Origin of the sequence: Schaalia sp. (assembly GCF_050312375.1) — a bacterium.
Lineage (GTDB): Bacteria > Actinomycetota > Actinomycetes > Actinomycetales > Actinomycetaceae > Pauljensenia > Pauljensenia hyovaginalis.
The window spans coordinates 1-18,454 of the sequence record NZ_JBNOYB010000022.1 but is presented as its reverse complement, the minus strand read 5'-3'; the positions used below and the strand labels follow the sequence as shown (position 1 = coordinate 18,454).

Sequence of the window (18,454 nt, the reverse complement as noted above, 5' to 3'; positions counted from 1 at the left end):
GTTGTCACCCGCCTCCTAAGGAATCAGGTCGGATTCGAGGGGGCGATCAGGCGCCCTTCTCAGCCTTCCATTCGGTCTTGAAGAGCTCGACGACCTTGTCCCAGTCCATCTGGCCGGCGGCGTACTGGGAGAGGGCTGCGCCGAAGTCGTCCTTGAAGGTCTGGCTCGGGAAGGTCGTGAAGACCCACGGAACCGTTTCCTTCTCGGAGTCGGACATGTAGCGGATGACCTCCTTGGCGAGCGGATCGGTCGGCTGCTCGGCCTCGGTGAAGGTGTTGAACGGCGGGATGAAGCCGAGGTCCTCGACCATGAACTTCTTGCCCTTCTCGGAGGAGATGAGCCAGTTGACGAAGTCGATGGAGGCCTTCTGGTCGGCTTCGGAGGCCTGGGAGTTGATCGAGAAGAAGTTCTCGGTGCCGATGTTGAGGCCCTGCTTGTCCTCGCCCTCGCGACCGGTGTAGATCGGGAGCATCTTGACGTCCTCGGCCGCGACGGTGTTGCCGGCGACCTCGGCGATCTGGCCGTAGGCCCAGTTGCCGTTCTGAACCATCGCCGCCTTGCCGAGGGCGAACTCGGCCATGGAGTCGGTGACGGCCTTCGAGGAGGCGAGCTTCGGATCGATCGTCGAATCGGTCAGGTAGAGGTCGAAGATGTTCTTGAACTCTTCGTTGTGGGAGAAGGTGAGGTCGGTCATGTCGTCGACCTTGTTGTCCTGGTACTCGAAGTAGACCGGGAGGTCGGCGAGGTGGGTCTGCCAGCGCCAGTCCTCGCCCGGCTTGAGCGAGGTCGAGGCGAAGACGCCGTCGATTCCGAGCTGGTCCTTCTTCGCCTGCATGTCGTCGGCGACGGCCTTGAGGGTCTCGAAGTTGGTGACCTCGTCCATGGACTTGGCCTTGGCGCCGTCGAGGGCGAAGTAGGCGTCCATGATCTTCTGGTTGTAGATGATGCCGTAGCCCTCGACGACGTAGGGGACGCCGTAGACCTTGCCGTCCGCGGTGACGGCCATCGAGGGATCGAGGAGCGCCTTGGCGAAATCGGTGTCCGTCAGGTCGGCGGTGTAGTCCTTCCAGTTCTTCAGGCCGATGGGGCCGTTGATCTGGAAGAGGGTGGGGGCGTCGGACTTGGCGATCTCCGACTTGAGGGTCTGCTCGTAGGTGCCGGAGGCGGCGGTGACGACCTTGACCTCGACGCCGGTCTCAGCGGTGTAGGCCTTGGCCACCTCCTGCCAGATGGCGTCCTGCTCGGGCTTGAAGGAGAGGTAGTAGACGGAGCCCTTGTCGTCGGCGGCCTTGTCCGAGCCCGACGAGCATGCCGCGAGCGAGGTGAGCGCGGCGGCTGCGGCGACGGAAGCCGCCGCGACCTTCATGAACTTCGACATCGCTGATGTCCTCCTTTGGACAGTGTGTGTGCTCTTGCGACTTCGCTCGAGCGGGGGGTGCGATTGCGGAGCGCTGCGGTCCGGAAGTGGACCGGTAACGTTTCCGTTACTGAGGACTATAGGAGGCCGGAGCGCGGCCGCGCAAGGGGTTGAGGGTGAACATGATCACAATTCGATTACGAAGAATCCTTGAATTTCCGCGATTTCTGCTCGCCGCCTCCTGCCGTTCGGAGGATGCTCGATGTGACGTTCCGGTAACGTTTCCGGTCTGACCTGGAGCAACGCCCCTGTGAAAACGCCCTCGCGCGCGCACGCGCATTCGCCCCGCGGGCCCGCCACGCCATACGCTAGGGAACGTGACTCCAGAAGAACTCGCACTCGTCATCCGCACCGCGATCCTCACCGCCATCGAGGAGGGGCGCCTCGCCCTCGAAACCGGCGCGGTCCCCGAAACCGTCAAGGTCGAACGCCCCCGCAACCGCGAACACGGCGACTGGGCGACCAACGTCGCCATGCAGCTCGCGAAGAAGGCGGGCACGGCCCCCCGCGCCCTCGCCGAGATCCTCGCCGATTCCCTCGCGAAGGTCGAGGGGATCGACGCGGTCGAGATCGCCGGCCCCGGCTTCATCAACATCCGCCTCGGCGCGGCCTCCGCGGGCGAACTCGCCCGGACGATCGTCGAGGGCGGATCCGTCTACGGAACGAACGAGAGCCTCGCGGGCACCACGATCAACCTCGAATACGTCTCCGCGAACCCGACCGGACCGGTCCACCTCGGCGGCGCCCGCTGGGCCGCCGTCGGCGACTCCCTCGCGCGCCTCATGAGCGCCTCGGGCGCCGCCGTCGTCCGCGAGTACTACTTCAACGACCACGGCTCCCAGATCGACCGCTTCGCGAACTCCCTCTACGCCCGGGCCATGGGCCGCGAGGCCCCCGAGGACGGCTACGGCGGGCAGTACATCGCCGACATCGCCGACCAGGTCCGAGCCGATGCCGCGGCCGCCGGCGAGCCGGACCCGGTCACCCTGCCCGAGGCCGAAGCCGTCGAAGCCTTCCGCGCCCGCGGCGTCGAGCTCATGTTCGGCGAGATCAAGGAGCGCCTGCGCGACTTCCGCTCCGAATTCGACGTCTTCTTCCACGAGGACTCCCTGCACAACTCCGGAGCCGTCGCGCGCGCCATCGAGACCCTGCGCGAACGCGGCGAGGTCTTCGACCGCGACGGCGCGGTGTGGCTGCGCACGACGAGCTACGGGGACGACAAGGACCGCGTGCTCATCAAATCCGACGGCCAGGCCGCCTACTTCGCCGGGGACGTCGCCTACTACCTCGACAAGCGCCAGCGCGGGGCTGACGCGGCGATCTACCTGCTCGGCGCCGATCACCACGGCTACATCGGCCGCATGATGGCGATGTGCGAAGCCTTCGGCGACGAGCCCGGCGTCAACATGCAGATCCTCATCGGGCAGATGGTCAACCTCGTCAAGGACGGCAAGCCCGTCCGCATGTCCAAGCGCGCCGGCACCATCGTCACCCTCGACGACCTCGTCGACGCCGTCGGGGTCGACGCGGCCCGCTACGCCCTCGTGCGCGTCTCCATGGACTCCAACCTCGACATCGACCTCGATCTGCTCGCGTCCCACACGAACGAGAACCCGGTCTACTACGTCCAATACGCCCACGCGCGCACCCGCAACGTCGCCAGGAACGCGGCCGAGCACGGAGTCTGCCGCGACGCGGGCTTCGACCCCGCCGCCCTCGACGCCCCCGCGGACGCCGAACTCCTCGGCGTCCTCGCCCAGTTCCCCGCACAGGTCGCCCAGGCCGCCGAACTGCGCGAACCCCACCGGGTCGCCCGCTACCTCGAGTCCCTCGCCGCGGCCTACCACACCTGGTACGGCCAGTGCCGCGTCACCCCGCGCGGAGACGACCCGGTCGACACCGGGCACGTCGCCCGCCTCTGGCTCAACGACGCCGTCACGCAGGTCCTCGCGACCGGCCTCGGACTGCTCGGCGTCGCCGCCCCCGAAAGGATGTGACGGCGATGAGCGGCGCCCCCGAGTCGATGGACCACCGTCCCCTCGGCGACCTCCTCTGCCCGGAACCGGATGAGCGTCCGGACCTGTGGCCGTGGAGCGCGCGCAGGCGCGAGGACGGCGCCCTCGAGATCGGGGGCGCCGCCCTGACGGATCTCGCACGGGACTTCGCAACCCCCGCCTTCATCCTCGACCGTGCCGACCTGCGCGGGAGGGCGGGCGTGTGGGCGACCGCGATGGCCGAGGAGTTCTGGGACGGATACGGCATGGCCGGGGCGGACGCCTTCTACGCGGGCAAGGCCTTCCTCAGCTCCGACGTCGTGCGCACCGTGACCGGCGAGGGGATGGGGGTCGACACCGCCTCCCTCGGCGAGCTCACGATGGCCCTGCGCGCGGGCGCCGAACCCTCACGAATCGGCCTGCACGGCAACAACAAGCTCGACTCCGAGATCGAACTCGCCCTGACCGCGGGCGACGGCGCGGGAATCGGGCGGATCTTCATCGACTCCCTCGCCGAAGTCGCCCAGATCGAGCGCATCGCCTCCGCCCTCGGCACGACCGCCCGCGTGATGGTCCGCGTCAAGACCGGCGTCCACGCGGGAGGCAACGAGTACGTCTCGACCGGCCACGAGGACCAGAAATTCGGCGTCGGCGCCTTCGACGGCCAACTCGACGAGGTGATCGCGGCCGTCGAAGCATCCCCCCACCTCGAGCTGCGCGGCCTGCACTCCCACATCGGCTCACAGATCCAGGGGACCGCCGCCTTCGAGGAGGCCGCGGGCATCATCTGCGGACTCGCCGCCAGGATCAGCACCGGCATCGGCCGACCCCTGCCCGAGATCGACCTCGGCGGGGGAGTCGGCGTCGCCTACACCGGTGACGACCCCGTCCCGACCTCCCCGGTCGAGGCGGCCCGCGCGATCGCCGCTGCGGTGAGGGGCGCCTGCGAGGAGCTGGGCATGCCGATCCCCCGGGTCTCGGTGGAGCCGGGACGCTCGACGATCGCCCCCGCCATGGTCTCCCTCTACAGGGTCGGGGCCGTCAAGGACGCCACCCTCGGCGAGGACGCGGCCGAGGCCCTTCACGGACGCCGTCGCTACATCGCCGTCGACGGCGGCATGTCGGACAACATCCGGCCCGCCCTCTACGGCGCCCGCTACACGGCGACCCTCGCGAATCGCGTCTCCGACGCCCCGCCCGTCCGCTCGCGGATCGTGGGCAAGCACTGCGAATCCGGAGACGTCATCGTCTGGGACGTCGATCTTCCCGTCGACACCGCCGCCGGCGACCTCCTCGTCGTCCCGGTCACCGGCGCCTACGGCTACTCCATGGCCTCGAACTACAACATGCTCACCAAGCCCGGGGTCCTCGCCGTGGACAACGGCGAGGCCGAATGGATCATGCGTCCCCAGTCGATCGAGGACCTTCTCGCCCTCGACCCGGGATGCCGATGAAAGGGGAGCCCGCCGTGCACAAGGGGATCCGAGAGGAGGAGATCCGCGCGGCCGCGCGGGTCGAGGAACTGAGAAGACGCGGCCGGGTCGATGTACGCGCCGCGCTCACCCGCTCCCTCCTCATGACCGGGGTGTGCGCGCTCGTCATCCTCGCCCTCGCCCTCGCCTCGGACTCCCTCTCGTCCTCCTCCCCGGGGGGCTCCCCGATCGAACGCCTCCACAGGATCCTCTCGACGATCTCGGCATGGTTCGATTCGGATGAGCGCGCCTTCGGCCTGCTCGGCATCCTCACGGCCATCATGTTCCCCGCAGCGGTCCTCCTCGGAGAAGTCGGGACCATAACGAACCGCTTCGTGGAGCCCATCGCGGACCGCGAGGCGAAGGACCTCGCCGACACCGATCACGGCGGAGTCGACTGGAGGCGCTTCTCGGCCTACGACAGGCTGGCCTACCCGACCTTCCTCAGCCTCGTCCTCGTCTCCGCACTCGCATACCTGTCCGCCTGGGTGCTCGCGAGCGGCGGCAAGACCATCACCGCATTCCTGTCCGCGGGGATCGGCGTCTTCGCCACGATGCTCACCGTCCGCGCCGAACTCGACCTCGACTCCTCGCCGACCCTGGGAACGGCCCTGAGGCGCTTCGAGATCCTCGCGACCTGGCACTCCCTGAGCTCGCAGAGGCGCACGCCCCGCGCGCGCCTCCTCGCGCTCGAAGCGGCCCCCCTGCTCCTCGGCGCGGCGGGCATCGCCGTCATGGAGGGAAGGGAGGGCGGGATCGGCGCCGGCCTCGCCTCCGCGGCGATCCAGTCGGCCCTGTGGGCCCCGCTCATCCTCATCGCCGAGCGCAAGGAGCCCCTCCTCCTCCTCTCCTCGCGCTCCGACTTCGCCTCGAGGGTCATGACCCTCGTCGGACTGTGGTTCGCCGCGGGCCTCGTCCTCATCTTCTCCTCCCCGCTGTCCACCATCGATGAGGGCGTCGTCATGATCGCTGCGCCCCTCATCGCGTGCCTCCTCCTCATACTCCTCCCCCTCTGGCATGCGGTTCTCAAGGGCCACGGGGCCTGGCGCGGGGTGAACGATCCGCTCGGATGGCTCAAGCGGATGCACGCCGACGCCTCCGCCCTCGACGAGCGAGCGGGACGCCGCTCCACCGGGATCATCTCCTGGGCCTGCGCGCCCCTCCTCATCGGAATCCTCGTATTCGGGGGCGGCCTCCTCATCTCGTCGCAGTCGAATCCGGATGCGCTCCTCGTCGCCTGGAACGCCTCGATGTGGATGCTCCTCGGCCGGAGCGCGCTGCGCGACGAGCGCTGGGCTTCGGGAGCCCTTCGCGCCGGGCGCCTCATCGCCTGCTTCGGGTCCATCGCGGCGGCGGCCCGACTGATGGGCCGACTCGGCCCGACTCCGACGACGATCCTCCTGATCGTGCTGCTCCTCGCACCCGCATTCGTCTTCGAAGCGGCCTCGGCGCGGCTCAGGCTCGGCGCGCCGAACTCATCGGCCCCGGTCGGCCGGGCACCCGCCCAGACCCGCCTTGCGCGCCTCGTCGGCCTCCTCCCGCTCCGCCTCGAACAGGACCTGCGCGCATCGCGCGCGAACGCGGTGCGCCGTCTGAACGACACCCTCGCCGCAGGAGGGCTCGCCCTCGGCGAACTCGTCGAGTTCGAGTCCTCGAAGAGCGGCGAGGAAAACGATCAGGTCGACTGAAGCGGGCGGCCCCCTGCCCGCGCCGCGGCCCCGAGGCGGCCGGACTCGAGCAGGGGGAAGCACTCCTCCCACCCGCCCAACCCCCGGGCGATCTTCCCCGACTCGACGATGAGGCCGTGGAAGAGGGCGAGCTCCTCAAGGCTGAACCCCGCCTCGTCGACGAGGGGATCGAGGGCGCTCTTCGCCCTCGCGTAATCCGGATGAGCGCCCATGCCCGCGGCGCTCAGGAGCCGACGGGCGTAGGCGTCGTAGATGAAGAGCGGGCGCTCGTAGACGTAGAGGAGCAGGACATCGGCCGTCTCCATCCCGATCCCGCGGATCGCGAGGAGTTCGGCGCGAAGATCCGGAGTCGAAGACCTCCTCGCCTCCTCGTCGCGACGGAGGAACCATGCCGTCGCCTCCTTGAGATAAGCCGTCTTCGCGCGGTGGTACCCGCAGGGGCGGATGACGGAGGCGAGATGCTCGGGGGATGAGGACTCGATCCCCTCGGGGTCGAGCAGGCCTGCGGCCCTCATGCGGGCGAGGGCGCGTTCGACGTTCGTCCATGCCGTGTTCTGGACGAGGATCGCGCCGACGAGGATCTCGAAGCGAGTATCGGCCGGCCACCAGGGGCCGGGATCGATCTGCTCCAAGAGCGCGGTGAACAGCTCCCGCATCGCACCGCGCCCCGCGAGCACGGACCCCGGCCGAGGACGCCCGGAGCCCGGCTCGGCGATACGCGATCGATTCATCGCATCCTCCCTGTCGGCGGCCGATGCCGTGAGTCTATGCCGGGGCCCGCTCAAGGGCGCGGCTTCGCCCGGGACGTGGGGCGCTCCGTGAAGGGATCCTCCGGCCAGGGGTGCTTCGGGTAGCGCCCGCGCAGCTGCGCGCGCACCTGCTGATACGGGCCCGCCCAGAAGCTCGCGAGATCCGAGGTGACGGCTGCGGGGCGTCCGGCGGGGTCGGTGAGGTGGAGGACCAGGGGGAGGCGCCCGTCGGCGAATACGGGGGTGTCGACCCATCCGAAGGCCTCTTGAACGCGCAGGGCGAGCACGGGGCGTCCGTTCGACCAATCGATCCTCCGCCTCGCTCCTGTGGGGATCTCGATCTCGGAGGGGGCGAGCGCATCGAGGCGGCGGAGCGCCGACCAGTCGAGCAGGGAGCGGATAGCGGCCGCCATGTCCACCGATGCCAGCGGCGCCCCACCGGCGAGCGAGTCCAGCTCCGCCGCGAGCCAGACGGGTGCCGAGGCGATCAGGGCCTCGTCGCCGACATCGGGCCAGAGCCCGGGATCGACCCCGTGCAGTGCGCCGATGCGCGAGCGCAGGGAGCGGGCCGAATCGGACCACGTCATGATCCGCGGACCCGAATCCCGCAGGGCGTTGAGGAGGGTCTCCAGGGCCTCCTGCGCGCTCGCCTCGACAGGGCGCTCCCCGAGGGGGATCGCGCCGAGGGATCGCGCCAAGACCGCCCGGACTCTTCCCGATTCCAGCGCGCAGGTGCGCGCTTCGGTCACGAGCGGCCCGCCGATGACGAGGGCCTCGTCCGGTGCCAGGGGAACTGCGGCCCGGATGAATCCGTCGGCGCTCGCAGACCTGGTGAGTTCCGCGATGGCCAGCCATTCGACGCCTTCCAGAGGTGAGCCCTCGGGGAGCGCAGCGGCTTGGCCGTCGGCGAGCAGGTAGGCGCGTCCGCCCTGTCGCGAACGTGCGATCCAAGAGGGTTTCGCGTGCGCGACGACGGCCGCGAGGGCGTCCTCGTCGCCCGTCGGGGCTTGGAGGCCCGCTGCGCTCGGCGGGATGAGCGGCGCGATCTGCCGCTTCAAGCGCGCTGCGCCTCGGCGCACGGTCTTGGCCAGTGCGGGATCGAGGCGTGCCAGGCGCCTCGCGAAGGTCGCGAGATCGGCGTCCTTGACCCGTGGGCCTTCTGCGAGCAGCGCGCCGAAGGAGGCCGCCCGCTCGAGGCCGATGCGGGGCGCGGTGCGCAGCAGGGCGGCGCCGAGGGCGGGATCGATCGGCAGGCTCCCCGCGGTCTCGCCCAGGGGCGTCACGCGATCCCCTTCGAGAAGGCCGAGGGCGTGAAGGGCCGTGCGCGCCGCCTCCCGGGCCGCCGAGGGAGGCGCGTCCAGGAGCGCAAGCCCCGCAAGCCCCTTCGGCGACCAGCGCAGAGCCTGCAATTCGGCGTCGCTGAGGTCGGCGACGAGCATCTCCGGAAGGGCGTGCGCGGCGCGCCTGGCCCAGTCGACCTCATCGAAGCAGCGGATCGCGAGGCCGGGACCGAGGCGGGCCGCGCGGCCCGCCCGCTGCTCGCACCGCGAGCGCGCGGCGCGGACGGTGGCGAGGCTTGAAGCGCCGCGCGCGAGATCGAGGCGCGGTTCACGGGCGAGGCCCGAATCGATGACGCAGGAGACTCGGGGAACCGTGAGCGAGGACTCCGCGATCGGCGTGGCCACGATGATCCGGCGCGGGCTCGTCGCCGGAGGGCTGAGAACCTCGTCCTGAAGTGCGGGCGGAAGGGTTCCGTGCAGCGCGAGGACCTCGAAGTCGTGCGCGCCCTCCCCGAAGGATCCCTCGCGCAGGCGGGCGACGACCTCGTTCACCTCCCTGACGCCGGGGACGAAGACCAGGACATCGCCCTCGCCTCCCCGAAGGCACTGCGCGGCGCAAGAGGCGACGTGCGCGAGGAATGCGCGCGGGACGCGGACCGCTCCCCAAGGATCGGCCTCGAGCGGCTCGATCCCACGGGCCGGCGGGGCGTAGCGCAGCTCGAGGGGGAATGCGGCTCCCGGCACCTCGACGGCGTCCGTCGGAACCCTCGTCCCCAGCAGGGCGCGGATCCTCCCGACGTCGAGCGTGGCCGAGGCGACGCAGAGGTGGAGGTCCTCGCGCAGCACTGATCGGGCATCGAGCAGCATGCCGAGCGCCAGATCGCTGTCGAGGTGGCGTTCGTGGAATTCGTCGAGGAGGACCGCCGACACCCCCTCGAGCGAAGGATCGGAGTGGAGCAGTCGGACGAGGACGCCGGGGGTCACGAACTCGACGCGAGTGGCCGCCGACCTTCTGGCCTCGCCTTTCACGGCGAAGCCGACGAGATCGCCGAGGTCCTGCCCGAGCAGACGGGCGAGGCGGCGCGCCGCCGCCCGCGCGGCGATCCTGCGGGGTTCGGCGACGAGGATCCTCCCCTTGAATTCGCGGGCGAGGAGGGCGGGGACGAGGGTCGTCTTGCCCGATCCCGGAGGCGCGGAGAGGACGAGGGCGCGTCCGGGGGCCAGGACTTCTCCGATCCGTCCGAGACCGGAGGCAACGGGGAGCGCGGGCGGAGCGGCGAGCAGACGGGCGAAGGGATCCACCCCTCCAGTATGACCCGCCCCCGTGCCGGCGATCCGGCGCCCGGGGATCAGTAGTGGGTGACGACGACGGTGCCGATCTCGACGAAATCGTGGATCCAGTGCGCATCCTCCACGGGGATGTTGATGCAGCCGTGCGAGGACTCATCGGTGCCGATCCCGAACTCCTTGACCCACGGCGCTCCGTGAAGGGCGTAGCTCTGGTGCCAATAGGCGACCCAGGGGACCGCGCGTTCGCAATAGGGCCATTCCGGGGTGCAGCCCATGTCTTGGGCCTTGAACTTGAGATAGACGCGATAGGTCCCGGTCACGGTCTCATGACCGACGCCCCCGTGATTGATGAGGATCGGCCCGTAGGCGACCTCTTGACCGCGGAAGACAGTCAGAGTCGAGTCCGTGAGGTTGACCTCGACCCACTTCTCGCCCGGCGAGGGACGGTAGGCCAGGCCCGCGAGCCCCGCCGGGGTCACGCGCTCCTCCATGCCCGCGGCGATGGGATCCCATTCGATCGTCCCCGAGTACTCCGAATGCGCGTCGAGGGCGTTGAGAATCCCCTCGCGGAGGGCTTGGGCGTTCTTGACCGCCCTGCCCTCCTTCCCGGGGCGCGCGAGTCGGAGCAGGACCCCCTGAGGGTCGACCGCGTTGATGCCGTTGATGGCGGGACGATCCACCTGGGAGACGATCGAATCGACCCAGGCGGTCACGGCCTCCCGGTCGATCGAAGGAACGAGTCGCCCCTCCTTCTCCTCGACCTTCACCCATTTCGCCTTCTCGGACTCCTCCGGGGTGAAGGTCTCGTTCGGGCCGGTGAGGGAGATCGGCGTCGCGGCGATCTCATCGGCCCGTTGAGCGGCCTCCTGGGCCTGCGTGATCGTCGGACGGGCTTCGAGGGGCGAGGACGGCAGCGAGATCGAGGAGCTCTCCAGGCGCGAGACCGCCGAGACGAGCCTCTCGCGCAGCGCGTCGCGATCGACTCCCTGGCCGGGGCTCCCTCCGATCGCGACATGACGCGTCCCGTCCTCGGAGAGGTCGACCGACGCGGGAACGGGGGCGCGTCCGGTCAGGGCGTCCGCTTTCGCCGCGAAGGAGAGGAAGGCGGACTGATCGATCGAGGTCGGGACGACGACCTCCTGCGCGCGGCCGAGGGAGACGAGGGAGAGGACGGAGGCGATGGGATCGCCCGAGCCCTTCAGGGCGGCGTCGGCGAGGGCCTGGGGATCCACGACGACGCCCGTCTGGGCGAGCGGCGCGCGCAGCTCCTCACCATCGACCACGAGCGTGACAGTGGCGCTTCTCAAGCGCGCATCGGCGAACTCCACGACCTCTTCGCGGGTCATTCCCGATAGCTCGTGGCCTGCGACGGCGCGGCCGGGCAGGACCCGTCCCGTGCAGGTGAGGGTCACGACGGCGATCGCCGAGGCGCAGCTTGCGAGAAGGCACAGGCCCAATGCCCACCAGCGCCACCGGGAAGACCGGGGCGATGCGGAGTGAAGCGGAACAGCGGTCATGGAACATGACTCTATCGGCTCCAAAACCGCGTCTGAACCCCGAAAGATCCCGGAGTCCCCCCCTGATCCGGGACGGCGGATCAACGAGCCGGGCGCTCGCGCCGCGCCGTTCGCTAGACTGCCCGGAGGAGAGGGACGAGAGAAAGGGCCTGCCAGGTGAGTGATCCGATGGCGGCGAGCGCCGCCGGTTCGACGCGCCATGTCGTCATTCCTGCGACCGTCGATCCGATCCTCGTCCTCGGAACCGCCGATCAGGTGCTCCGCTCCTTGGAGAAGGGCTTCCCCCGGGTCGCGATCCGCGTGATCGGGAGGGATGTTTCATTGACGGGCCTTCCCGCTGAGGTCGATCTCGCCTGCGAGCTCGTCGAGGAGCTGATCGCCCTCGCATCGAGGGGGCAGGCCCTCGACGCGAGCGCCGTGGACCGGGCGATCTCGCTCCTGGCCTCCAGCGGCCTCAACGCCGCCGCGACGGAGGACATCCTCACCGTGCGCGGCAGGACGATCCGGCCGAAGACGCCCGGGCAGGCCGCCTACGTCGAGGCGATCGAACGCTCGACCGTGGTCTTCGGGATCGGACCGGCGGGAACGGGGAAGACCTATTTGGCGATGGCGGTCGCCGTGCGCAAGCTCCTCGCCGGCCAGGTGCGCCGGATCGTCCTGACCCGACCGGCGGTGGAGGCGGGGGAGAATCTCGGCTTCCTCCCCGGCACGCTGACCGACAAGATCGACCCGTACCTGAGGCCCCTGTACGACGCCTTGAAGGACATGCTGGACGCCGAGGCGATCCCGAAGCTCATGGCGGCGGGCACGATCGAGGTGGCGCCCCTGGCGTACATGCGGGGCAGGACGCTCAACGACTCCTTCATCATCCTCGACGAGGCCCAGAACACGACGGCCAATCAGATGAAGATGTTCTTGACCCGACTCGGATTCAATTCGCAGATCGTCGTCACGGGCGATTCCTCGCAGGTGGATCTTCCGGGGGGAAGCCAATCCGGCCTCGCCGTGATCTCCCGCATCCTCGACGGGATCGACGACATCGAGTTCTGCCGCCTCACCAGCGCCGACGTCGTGCGGCACGAGCTCGTCGGCGAGATCATCGACGCCTACTCGCGTTGGGAGGAGCACAAGGAGCGGACGCGGGCGATGAACGCGCGCTCACGGGCTCATCGGAATCGAAGCGGCCAGGAGGGCGCTCATGACTGAGGTCATCAACGAGACGGATTACGAGATCGACGGAGCGGAGTTCGCAGCCCTCGCCGACCACGTGCTGACGGCGATGCACGTGGCGACCGACGCGGAACTCAACATCCTCTTCATCGATCCGAAGCCGATGGAGGAGCTCCACATCCGCTGGCTGGACCTGCCCGGTCCGACCGATGTCATGAGCTTCCCGATGGACGAGCTCCGACCGGGCAGCGCCGAGCAGCCCACCGCCGCGGGCATCCTCGGGGACATCTGCATCTGCCCGCAGGTGGCCGAGGCGCAGGCGAAGGAGGCCGGGCACACGACGGTGGAGGAGATGCTCATGCTCGCCACCCACGGGATGCTGCACCTGCTCGGTTACGACCACGCGGAAGAGGCCGAGAAGGAAGAGATGTTCGCCCTTCAGCGCCGTCTTCTCCTCACCTTCCTCGCGAGCCGATGACGGCGTCCTGGGCCGAGTCGATCCCCGCCCCCGCCCTCGTCGCGATCGGGGCTCTCGCGCTCGCGGTCGCCGCCCTCATCCATGCGCTCGACGTCGCCTTCCAGCGCATGTCCGTGGCCACCGCTGAGGACCTCGTCGAGGAGGGGCGCCCGAACGCGCCCCTGCTCGCCGGGCTCCTCGAGCACCGCAAGCGCACGACCTTGACGGTCCGCGGTGTGCGGACCTTCTTCCAGGTGGTCTTCGCCGTGTCCCTCACCCTGGCGATCGCGGGGGCGGGGCTAGCGTGGTGGGCGACCGGTCTCATCGCCCTGGCGGCGATTTCCGTCCTCCAGTTCGTCCTCGTCTCCGTCATCCCGACTCGTTTCGGTTCGCGCAGGCCCGAGCGGATCGCCTTGCGGGGCGCGCCCTTCGCGTCCAGGCTGGTGGATTCCTCGCGCTTCTTCGATCCGCTCGTGAGGCGTTTACGAGGGCGGCTCCCCCAGTCCGCTCAGACGGAGGCCGAGGCGCGGGCCGAGATGGCCAACGACCTGCGCGAAATGGTCGATCAGGTCGGTGAGACCGAGGGATTCGAGGACGAGGACCGGGAGATGCTCCGCAGCGTCCTCGATCTCGGGCGCACCCTGGTGCGCGAGGTGATGGTGCCGCGCACGGAGATGGTGACGGCCCCCGTCGGCCTCCCCGCCCGCAAGGCCCTTCGGCTCTTCGTCCGTTCGGGATTCTCGCGCATCCCCGTCGAGGGCGACGATGTCGATGACATCCGCGGCGTGCTCTACTTCAAGGACCTCGTGCAGCGCTTGGAGACCTACGGGCCGGATCTCGATCAGGTGGCGGAGCAGATGATGCGTCCGGCGGTGTTCACCGTCGAGATGAAGCACGCCGATGATCTCCTGCGCCAGATGCGCGACGAGCACTTCCACCAGGCGATCGTCGTCGACGAGTACGGCGGCGTGTCGGGACTCGTCACCCTCGAGGACCTCATCGAGGAGGTCGTCGGCGAGCTCACCGACGAGCACGATCGCGTCGTCCTCGAAGCGGAGGACCTCGGAGGAGGGGTGTGGCGCGTGCCCGCCCGCTATCCGCTGGGTGAACTCGGCGAGCTCTTCGGCATGGAGCTCGAGGACGAGGACGTCGACTCGGTCGGGGGCTTCCTCGCGAAGGCGATCGGTCGGGTGCCCCTGCCGGGCGCCGTGGGCGTCCTCGGGGGGATTCGGATGGAGGCGCAAGAGGCGCGGGGGCGTCGCCGTCAGGTGGGGACCGTCCTGTGCTCCCGCGCGGAGGAGGATAATGGACCATCCGAGACGAGCAGTGAGGACTAGACGATGAGATTCCCCAGTGACGACGAGCTCATGGCCGGTCCGAACGCCCTGGGCCCCGAGCCGATCGAGATCGATGACGAGCTCCTCGATGAGGAGGAGGAATGGGACGAGCTCGATCCCGAGGAGGCCTTCGCCAGGCTCGAAGGGCTGAAGGGGCTGCGCGAGGACGCGAACGCGGGTGCGGGCCTGCTCATGCCGGACTACCCGGAGGACTTCCGCGCCGGCTTCGTCTCGATCGTCGGCCGTCCGAACGTGGGCAAGTCGACGCTGACGAACGCGCTGGTCGGCAAGAAGATCGCGATCACCTCGGGGCGTCCGGAGACGACCCGTCACAACATCCGGGGGATCGTTCACGCTGAGAAGTCGCAGCTCGTCCTCGTCGATACGCCCGGTTACCACCGTCCGCGCACTCTGCTCGGCAAGCGCCTCAACGACATGGTCCGCGAGGCCCTGGCCGAAGTCGATTGCGTCGTCTTCTGCCTGCCCGCCGATCAGCGGATCGGTCCGGGCGACCGCTTCATCGCCCGCGAGCTCAAGGACGTGCGCCGCCCGATCATAGCGGTCGCCACGAAGGCGGACCTCGTGCCGCGCGATCGCCTCATGAAGCACCTCCTCTCGATCGACGAGATGGGGGAGTACGCGGCGATCGTCCCGGTGTCGGCCAAGAGCGGCGAGGGGATCGACATCCTCCTCGACGTCCTGCGTCGAACGGTTCCGCTCTCGCCGCCCCTGTATCCCGAGGGGGAGGTGACCGATGAATCGCGCGATACGCTCATCGCCGAGTTCATCCGCGAGGCCGCCCTGGAGGGCGTGCGCGATGAACTGCCCCACTCGCTCGCCGTCCAGGTCGAGGAGATCGTCGAACGCGAGCGGCGCGAGGGCGATGCGCGCCCCCCGCTCGTCGACGTCCACGTGAACGTGTACGTCGAACGCGATTCGCAGAAGGCCATCATCATCGGGAGGAAGGGGAGCCGTCTCAAGGAGATCGGCTCCCGCTCGCGCCCCCTCATCGAGGATCTCCTGGGCAAGCGGGTCTACCTCGACCTGCATGTGAGGACCGCGAAGGATTGGCAGTCGGATCCGAAGATGCTCGGGAGGCTCGGCTTCTGAGATGAGCGTCTTCACGGGAGCGCCCACGACGGTCGTCGCCCTCGGCGGCAACGCCCTCGGTGAGACGCCGGACGACCAGTTGCGCCTCCTGCGCCGATGCGCGGGCGCCCTGATCGACATCGCCGAGGCCGGGCCCTTGATCGTCACGCACGGGAACGGGCCGCAGGTCGGGCAGATCACCCGCGCCTTCTCCCTCGGGGCGGCGGCCGACCCGGGCGTCCCGAATGTCGATCTTCCCGAGATGGGAGCGATGACCCAGGGGTACATCGGCGAGCACCTCGTGCGCAGTCTCGACGAGGAGCTGACGCTAAGGGGGCGCGCCGGGCGGGTCGCGGCCCTGGTGACCCGGGTCGAGGTGGACGGGGACGACCCGGCGTTCGCGAATCCGACGAAGCCGATCGGGCAGTTCCTCAATCGGGACATGGCGCTGCGCAGGATGGCGGAGGACCCCTCCCAGGTGTACGCCGAGGACGCGGGCCGAGGATTCAGGAGGCTCGTCGCTTCGCCGCTTCCCAGGAGGATCCTGGAGCTCGGGGCCGTCCGCGCCCTCGCCGATCAGGGCTTCCTCGTGGTCGCAGGCGGGGGAGGCGGCATCCCGATCGTGCGATCGGGCGATTCGATGCGGGCGGTTGACGCGGTGATCGACAAGGACCGCTCGGCGGCCCTCCTCGCCGCGGACCTCGGCGCCTCCTGCCTCGTCATCCTCACCGCCGTGCACAGGGTCGCCACCGGTTGGGGCACCCCGCGTCAGGAATGGCTGAGCGCACTCGACGCCGCGCGCGGGCGGGCCCTGGTTGAGGCCGGTGAGTTCGCAGAGGGGTCCATGCGTCCGAAGGTCGAGGCGGCGCTCGACTTCGTCGAGGGCGCTCCGAAGGGGGCCAGGCGCGCGATCATCTGCGCCCTCGCCGATGCCTCCCGGGCGCTGAGCGGTGAGGTGGGCACGCTCATCACGGCCTGAGGCCGCCCTCGTGAGCCGACGGGCCGCTCGGGCGTCCGCATTGCGAGGGGCCTTGCGCGCCGGGGGACGCTCTGCTCTACAGTGAGGGCATGCTCAGGGCGCATCAGCTCCTTCTTCTTCGCCGCGACGAGGCCTGAAAGGGTCGGCTCCTCGTCGCGGCTGAAGTCGTGTCCGGCCCGAAGCCCCCGAGGGCGCGCCCACGACGAGAGAAAGCCATCTTCGTGAAGACCACTGCTTCAGTCCCCACCCCGACAGCTTCCGGAATGCCCTTCGGCAAGTACCGGCCCTTCCTCGAATCCAATCCCGTCCGCCTCGACGACAGGCGCTGGCCCTCGAAGCGGATCACGAAGGCCCCGCGCTGGATGTCGACGGATCTGCGCGACGGCAATCAGGCGCTCATCGAGCCCATGGATTCGCTGCGCAAGCGCAAGATGTTCGATCTTCTGATCGCGCGCGGGTACAAGGAGATCGAAATCGGTTTCCCGGCCGCTTCGCAGACGGACTTCGATTTCGTCCGCTCCCTCATCGAGGCCGATGCGGTTCCCGAGGACGTGACGATCTCCGTCCTGACCCAGTCGCGCCCCGAGATCATCGAACGCACCCTGGAGGCCCTCGTCGGCTTCCCTCGCGCGACGGTCCACCTGTACAACGCGACCTCGCCGCTCTTCCGCGAGCTCGTCTTCCGCAACGACCGGGCGCAGACCGTGGACCTGGCCGTGTCGGGCGCGCGCGAGGTCCTCGCGCAGGCGGAGAAACGCCTCGGGGATGAGACCGTCTTCGGCTTCGAGTACTCGCCCGAGATCTTCGTCGACACGGAACTCGACTTCGCCCTGGAGATCTGCGAGGCCGTCATGGACGTGTGGCAGCCCGGGGACGAGCGCGAGATCATCCTCAATCTGCCCGCCACCGTCGAGCGCGCCACCCCGAACGTGTACGCCGATCAGATCGAGTACATGTCGCGCAACCTGAGCCGTCGCGAGCACATCGCGATCTCCCTGCACCCGCACAACGATCGCGGCACAGGCATCGCCGCGGCGGAGCTCGGCCTGCTCGCGGGCGGGGACCGGATCGAGGGTTGCCTGCTCGGCCAGGGGGAGCGCACGGGGAACGTGGACCTGGTGACCCTGGGCCTCAATCTGTTCAGCCAGGGCGTCGATCCGGGCGTCGACCTGTCGAACGTCGATGAGATCCGCAAGACCGTCGAGTTCTGCACGCAGATGGAGACCTCGCCCCGGGCGCCCTACGTCGGGGACCTCGTCTACACCTCCTTCTCGGGCTCGCACCAGGATGCGATCAAGAAGGGCTTCTCGGCGCGCAAGAAGAAGGTGGCCGAGGCCGGCGGCGATGAGAACGCGGTCGTGTGGGAGCTCCCGTACCTGCCGATCGACCCGCATGACGTCGGCCGTTCCTACGAGGCGGTCGTCCGCGTCAACTCCCAGTCCGGAAAGGGAGGGGTCGCCTACCTCATGTCCACGGCGCACAACCTCGAGCTGCCGCGCCGCCTCCAGATCGAGTTCTCCCGCATCGTTCAGCGCCACACCGATTCCTTCGGCGGGGAGATCGACGGCGACGCCCTGTGGACGATCTTCGCCGACGAGTACCTGCCCAACTCGGCCGCCGCGGGTCTGACGCCCTGGGGGCGCTTCGAACTGGGATCCTCGAAGGTCTCGAGCTCCGATGACGAGCACGTCGAGCTCGAGGCGGTCCTCAAGGACCGCGGCGAGACGGTGACCGTGAGGGCGAGCGGTTCCGGCCCGATCGACGCCTTCGTCTCCGCGCTCCACGAGTTCGACCTGGACGTCCGCGTCCTCGATTACTCCGAGCATGCGATGAGCCAGGGGCGCGACGCGAAGGCCGCCTCCTACGTCGAGGCCGCGGTCGACGGGCAGATCGTCTGGGGCGTGGGCATCGATTCGTCCATCACGCGCGCCACCTACAAGGCGGTCATCTCGGCGGTCAACCGGGCCCTGCGCTGACTCCCGCCCCTCGGCGCGCCCGTCCTGCCCGTTGGACTT

General features: G+C 69.3%; 13 protein-coding genes. 9 read left to right on the top strand and 4 right to left on the bottom strand.

Annotation, left to right across the window (positions count from 1 at the left end; all coding sequences use genetic code 11):
• Positions 1–46: 46 nt before the first annotated feature.
• A complete protein-coding gene (locus ACQY7V_RS01290; protein WP_428638537.1) occupies positions 47–1,378 on the bottom strand; it encodes an ABC transporter substrate-binding protein in 1,332 nt (443 codons plus the stop codon).
• Between the two features lie 356 nt (positions 1,379–1,734).
• Between ACQY7V_RS01290 and argS the strand changes: the two genes are divergently transcribed.
• From argS to ACQY7V_RS01275, 3 genes are read left to right on the top strand one after another with little or no spacing between them, the layout of a single operon-like run.
• Positions 1,735–3,414, top strand: coding sequence for an arginine--tRNA ligase (gene argS, locus ACQY7V_RS01285; protein ID WP_428638535.1), 1,680 nt, complete (start codon positions 1,735–1,737; stop codon positions 3,412–3,414).
• A 5-nt stretch (positions 3,415–3,419) separates the two neighbouring features.
• Positions 3,420–4,865, top strand: a complete 1,446-nt coding sequence (lysA, locus tag ACQY7V_RS01280) for a diaminopimelate decarboxylase (protein ID WP_428638533.1) — start codon at positions 3,420–3,422, stop codon at positions 4,863–4,865.
• 14 nt (positions 4,866–4,879) lie between these two features.
• Positions 4,880–6,571, top strand: coding sequence for a hypothetical protein (locus ACQY7V_RS01275; RefSeq protein WP_428638531.1), 1,692 nt, complete (start codon positions 4,880–4,882; stop codon positions 6,569–6,571).
• Here the strand turns inward: ACQY7V_RS01275 and ACQY7V_RS01270 are convergent.
• From ACQY7V_RS01270 to ACQY7V_RS01260, 3 genes are read right to left on the bottom strand one after another with little or no spacing between them, the layout of a single operon-like run.
• Positions 6,559–7,302 carry an endonuclease III domain-containing protein gene (locus tag ACQY7V_RS01270; protein ID WP_428638530.1) on the bottom strand — a complete coding sequence of 248 codons (744 nt, stop codon included), beginning with the start codon at positions 7,300–7,302 and terminating at the stop codon, positions 6,559–6,561. The genes ACQY7V_RS01275 and ACQY7V_RS01270 overlap by 13 nt on opposite strands.
• 50 nt (positions 7,303–7,352) lie before the next feature.
• Entirely contained in the window at positions 7,353–9,902 is a 2,550-nt protein-coding gene (gene hrpB, locus ACQY7V_RS01265) for an ATP-dependent helicase HrpB (RefSeq protein WP_428638528.1), read from the bottom strand.
• 47 nt (positions 9,903–9,949) lie between these two features.
• Positions 9,950–11,407 carry a L,D-transpeptidase family protein gene (locus tag ACQY7V_RS01260; RefSeq protein WP_303774053.1) on the bottom strand — a complete coding sequence of 486 codons (1,458 nt, stop codon included), beginning with the start codon at positions 11,405–11,407 and terminating at the stop codon, positions 9,950–9,952.
• Between the two features lie 168 nt (positions 11,408–11,575).
• Between ACQY7V_RS01260 and ACQY7V_RS01255 the strand changes: the two genes are divergently transcribed.
• The 6 genes from ACQY7V_RS01255 to leuA all read left to right on the top strand — a co-directional run bounded on the left by ACQY7V_RS01255 (position 11,576) and on the right by leuA (position 18,415).
• The gene (locus ACQY7V_RS01255) at positions 11,576–12,613 is read left to right on the top strand and encodes a PhoH family protein (RefSeq protein ID WP_320836537.1); all 1,038 of its coding nucleotides are present in this window, start codon (positions 11,576–11,578) and stop codon (positions 12,611–12,613) included.
• Entirely contained in the window at positions 12,606–13,055 is a 450-nt protein-coding gene (ybeY, locus tag ACQY7V_RS01250) for an rRNA maturation RNase YbeY (RefSeq protein ID WP_154478341.1), read from the top strand. Before ACQY7V_RS01255 ends, ybeY begins: the two co-directional genes overlap by 8 nt.
• Positions 13,052–14,371, top strand: a complete 1,320-nt coding sequence (locus ACQY7V_RS01245) for a hemolysin family protein (RefSeq protein WP_154478343.1) — start codon at positions 13,052–13,054, stop codon at positions 14,369–14,371. Before ybeY ends, ACQY7V_RS01245 begins: the two co-directional genes overlap by 4 nt.
• Positions 14,372–14,374: 3 nt before the next feature.
• Positions 14,375–15,481 (top strand): GTPase Era, encoded by a 1,107-nt coding sequence (gene era / locus ACQY7V_RS01240; RefSeq protein WP_154478345.1) that lies wholly within the window; start codon positions 14,375–14,377, stop codon positions 15,479–15,481.
• 1 nt (position 15,482) lies between these two features.
• Positions 15,483–16,439, top strand: a complete 957-nt coding sequence (arcC, locus tag ACQY7V_RS01235; RefSeq protein WP_235361201.1) for a carbamate kinase — start codon at positions 15,483–15,485, stop codon at positions 16,437–16,439.
• A 221-nt stretch (positions 16,440–16,660) separates the two neighbouring features.
• Positions 16,661–18,415, top strand: coding sequence for a 2-isopropylmalate synthase (gene leuA, locus ACQY7V_RS01230; RefSeq protein WP_320836499.1), 1,755 nt, complete (start codon positions 16,661–16,663; stop codon positions 18,413–18,415).
• Positions 18,416–18,454: the final 39 nt, after the last annotated feature.

Excerpts from the sequence above, each read along its gene's own strand:
- ACQY7V_RS01255 (WP_320836537.1), top strand. The coding sequence starts at position 11,576 with ATGGCGGCGAGCGCCGCCGGTTCGACGCGCCATGTCGTCATTCCTGCG.
- lysA (WP_428638533.1), top strand. The coding sequence starts at position 3,420 with ATGAGCGGCGCCCCCGAGTCGATGGACCACCGTCCCCTCGGCGACCTC.
- ACQY7V_RS01270 (WP_428638530.1), bottom strand. The coding sequence starts at position 7,302 with ATGAATCGATCGCGTATCGCCGAGCCGGGCTCCGGGCGTCCTCGGCCG.
- arcC (WP_235361201.1), top strand. The coding sequence starts at position 15,483 with ATGAGCGTCTTCACGGGAGCGCCCACGACGGTCGTCGCCCTCGGCGGC.
- ybeY (WP_154478341.1), top strand. The coding sequence starts at position 12,606 with ATGACTGAGGTCATCAACGAGACGGATTACGAGATCGACGGAGCGGAG.
- ACQY7V_RS01290 (WP_428638537.1), bottom strand. The coding sequence starts at position 1,378 with ATGTCGAAGTTCATGAAGGTCGCGGCGGCTTCCGTCGCCGCAGCCGCC.
- ACQY7V_RS01245 (WP_154478343.1), top strand. The coding sequence starts at position 13,052 with ATGACGGCGTCCTGGGCCGAGTCGATCCCCGCCCCCGCCCTCGTCGCG.
- era (WP_154478345.1), top strand. The coding sequence starts at position 14,375 with ATGAGATTCCCCAGTGACGACGAGCTCATGGCCGGTCCGAACGCCCTG.
- ACQY7V_RS01260 (WP_303774053.1), bottom strand. The coding sequence starts at position 11,407 with ATGACCGCTGTTCCGCTTCACTCCGCATCGCCCCGGTCTTCCCGGTGG.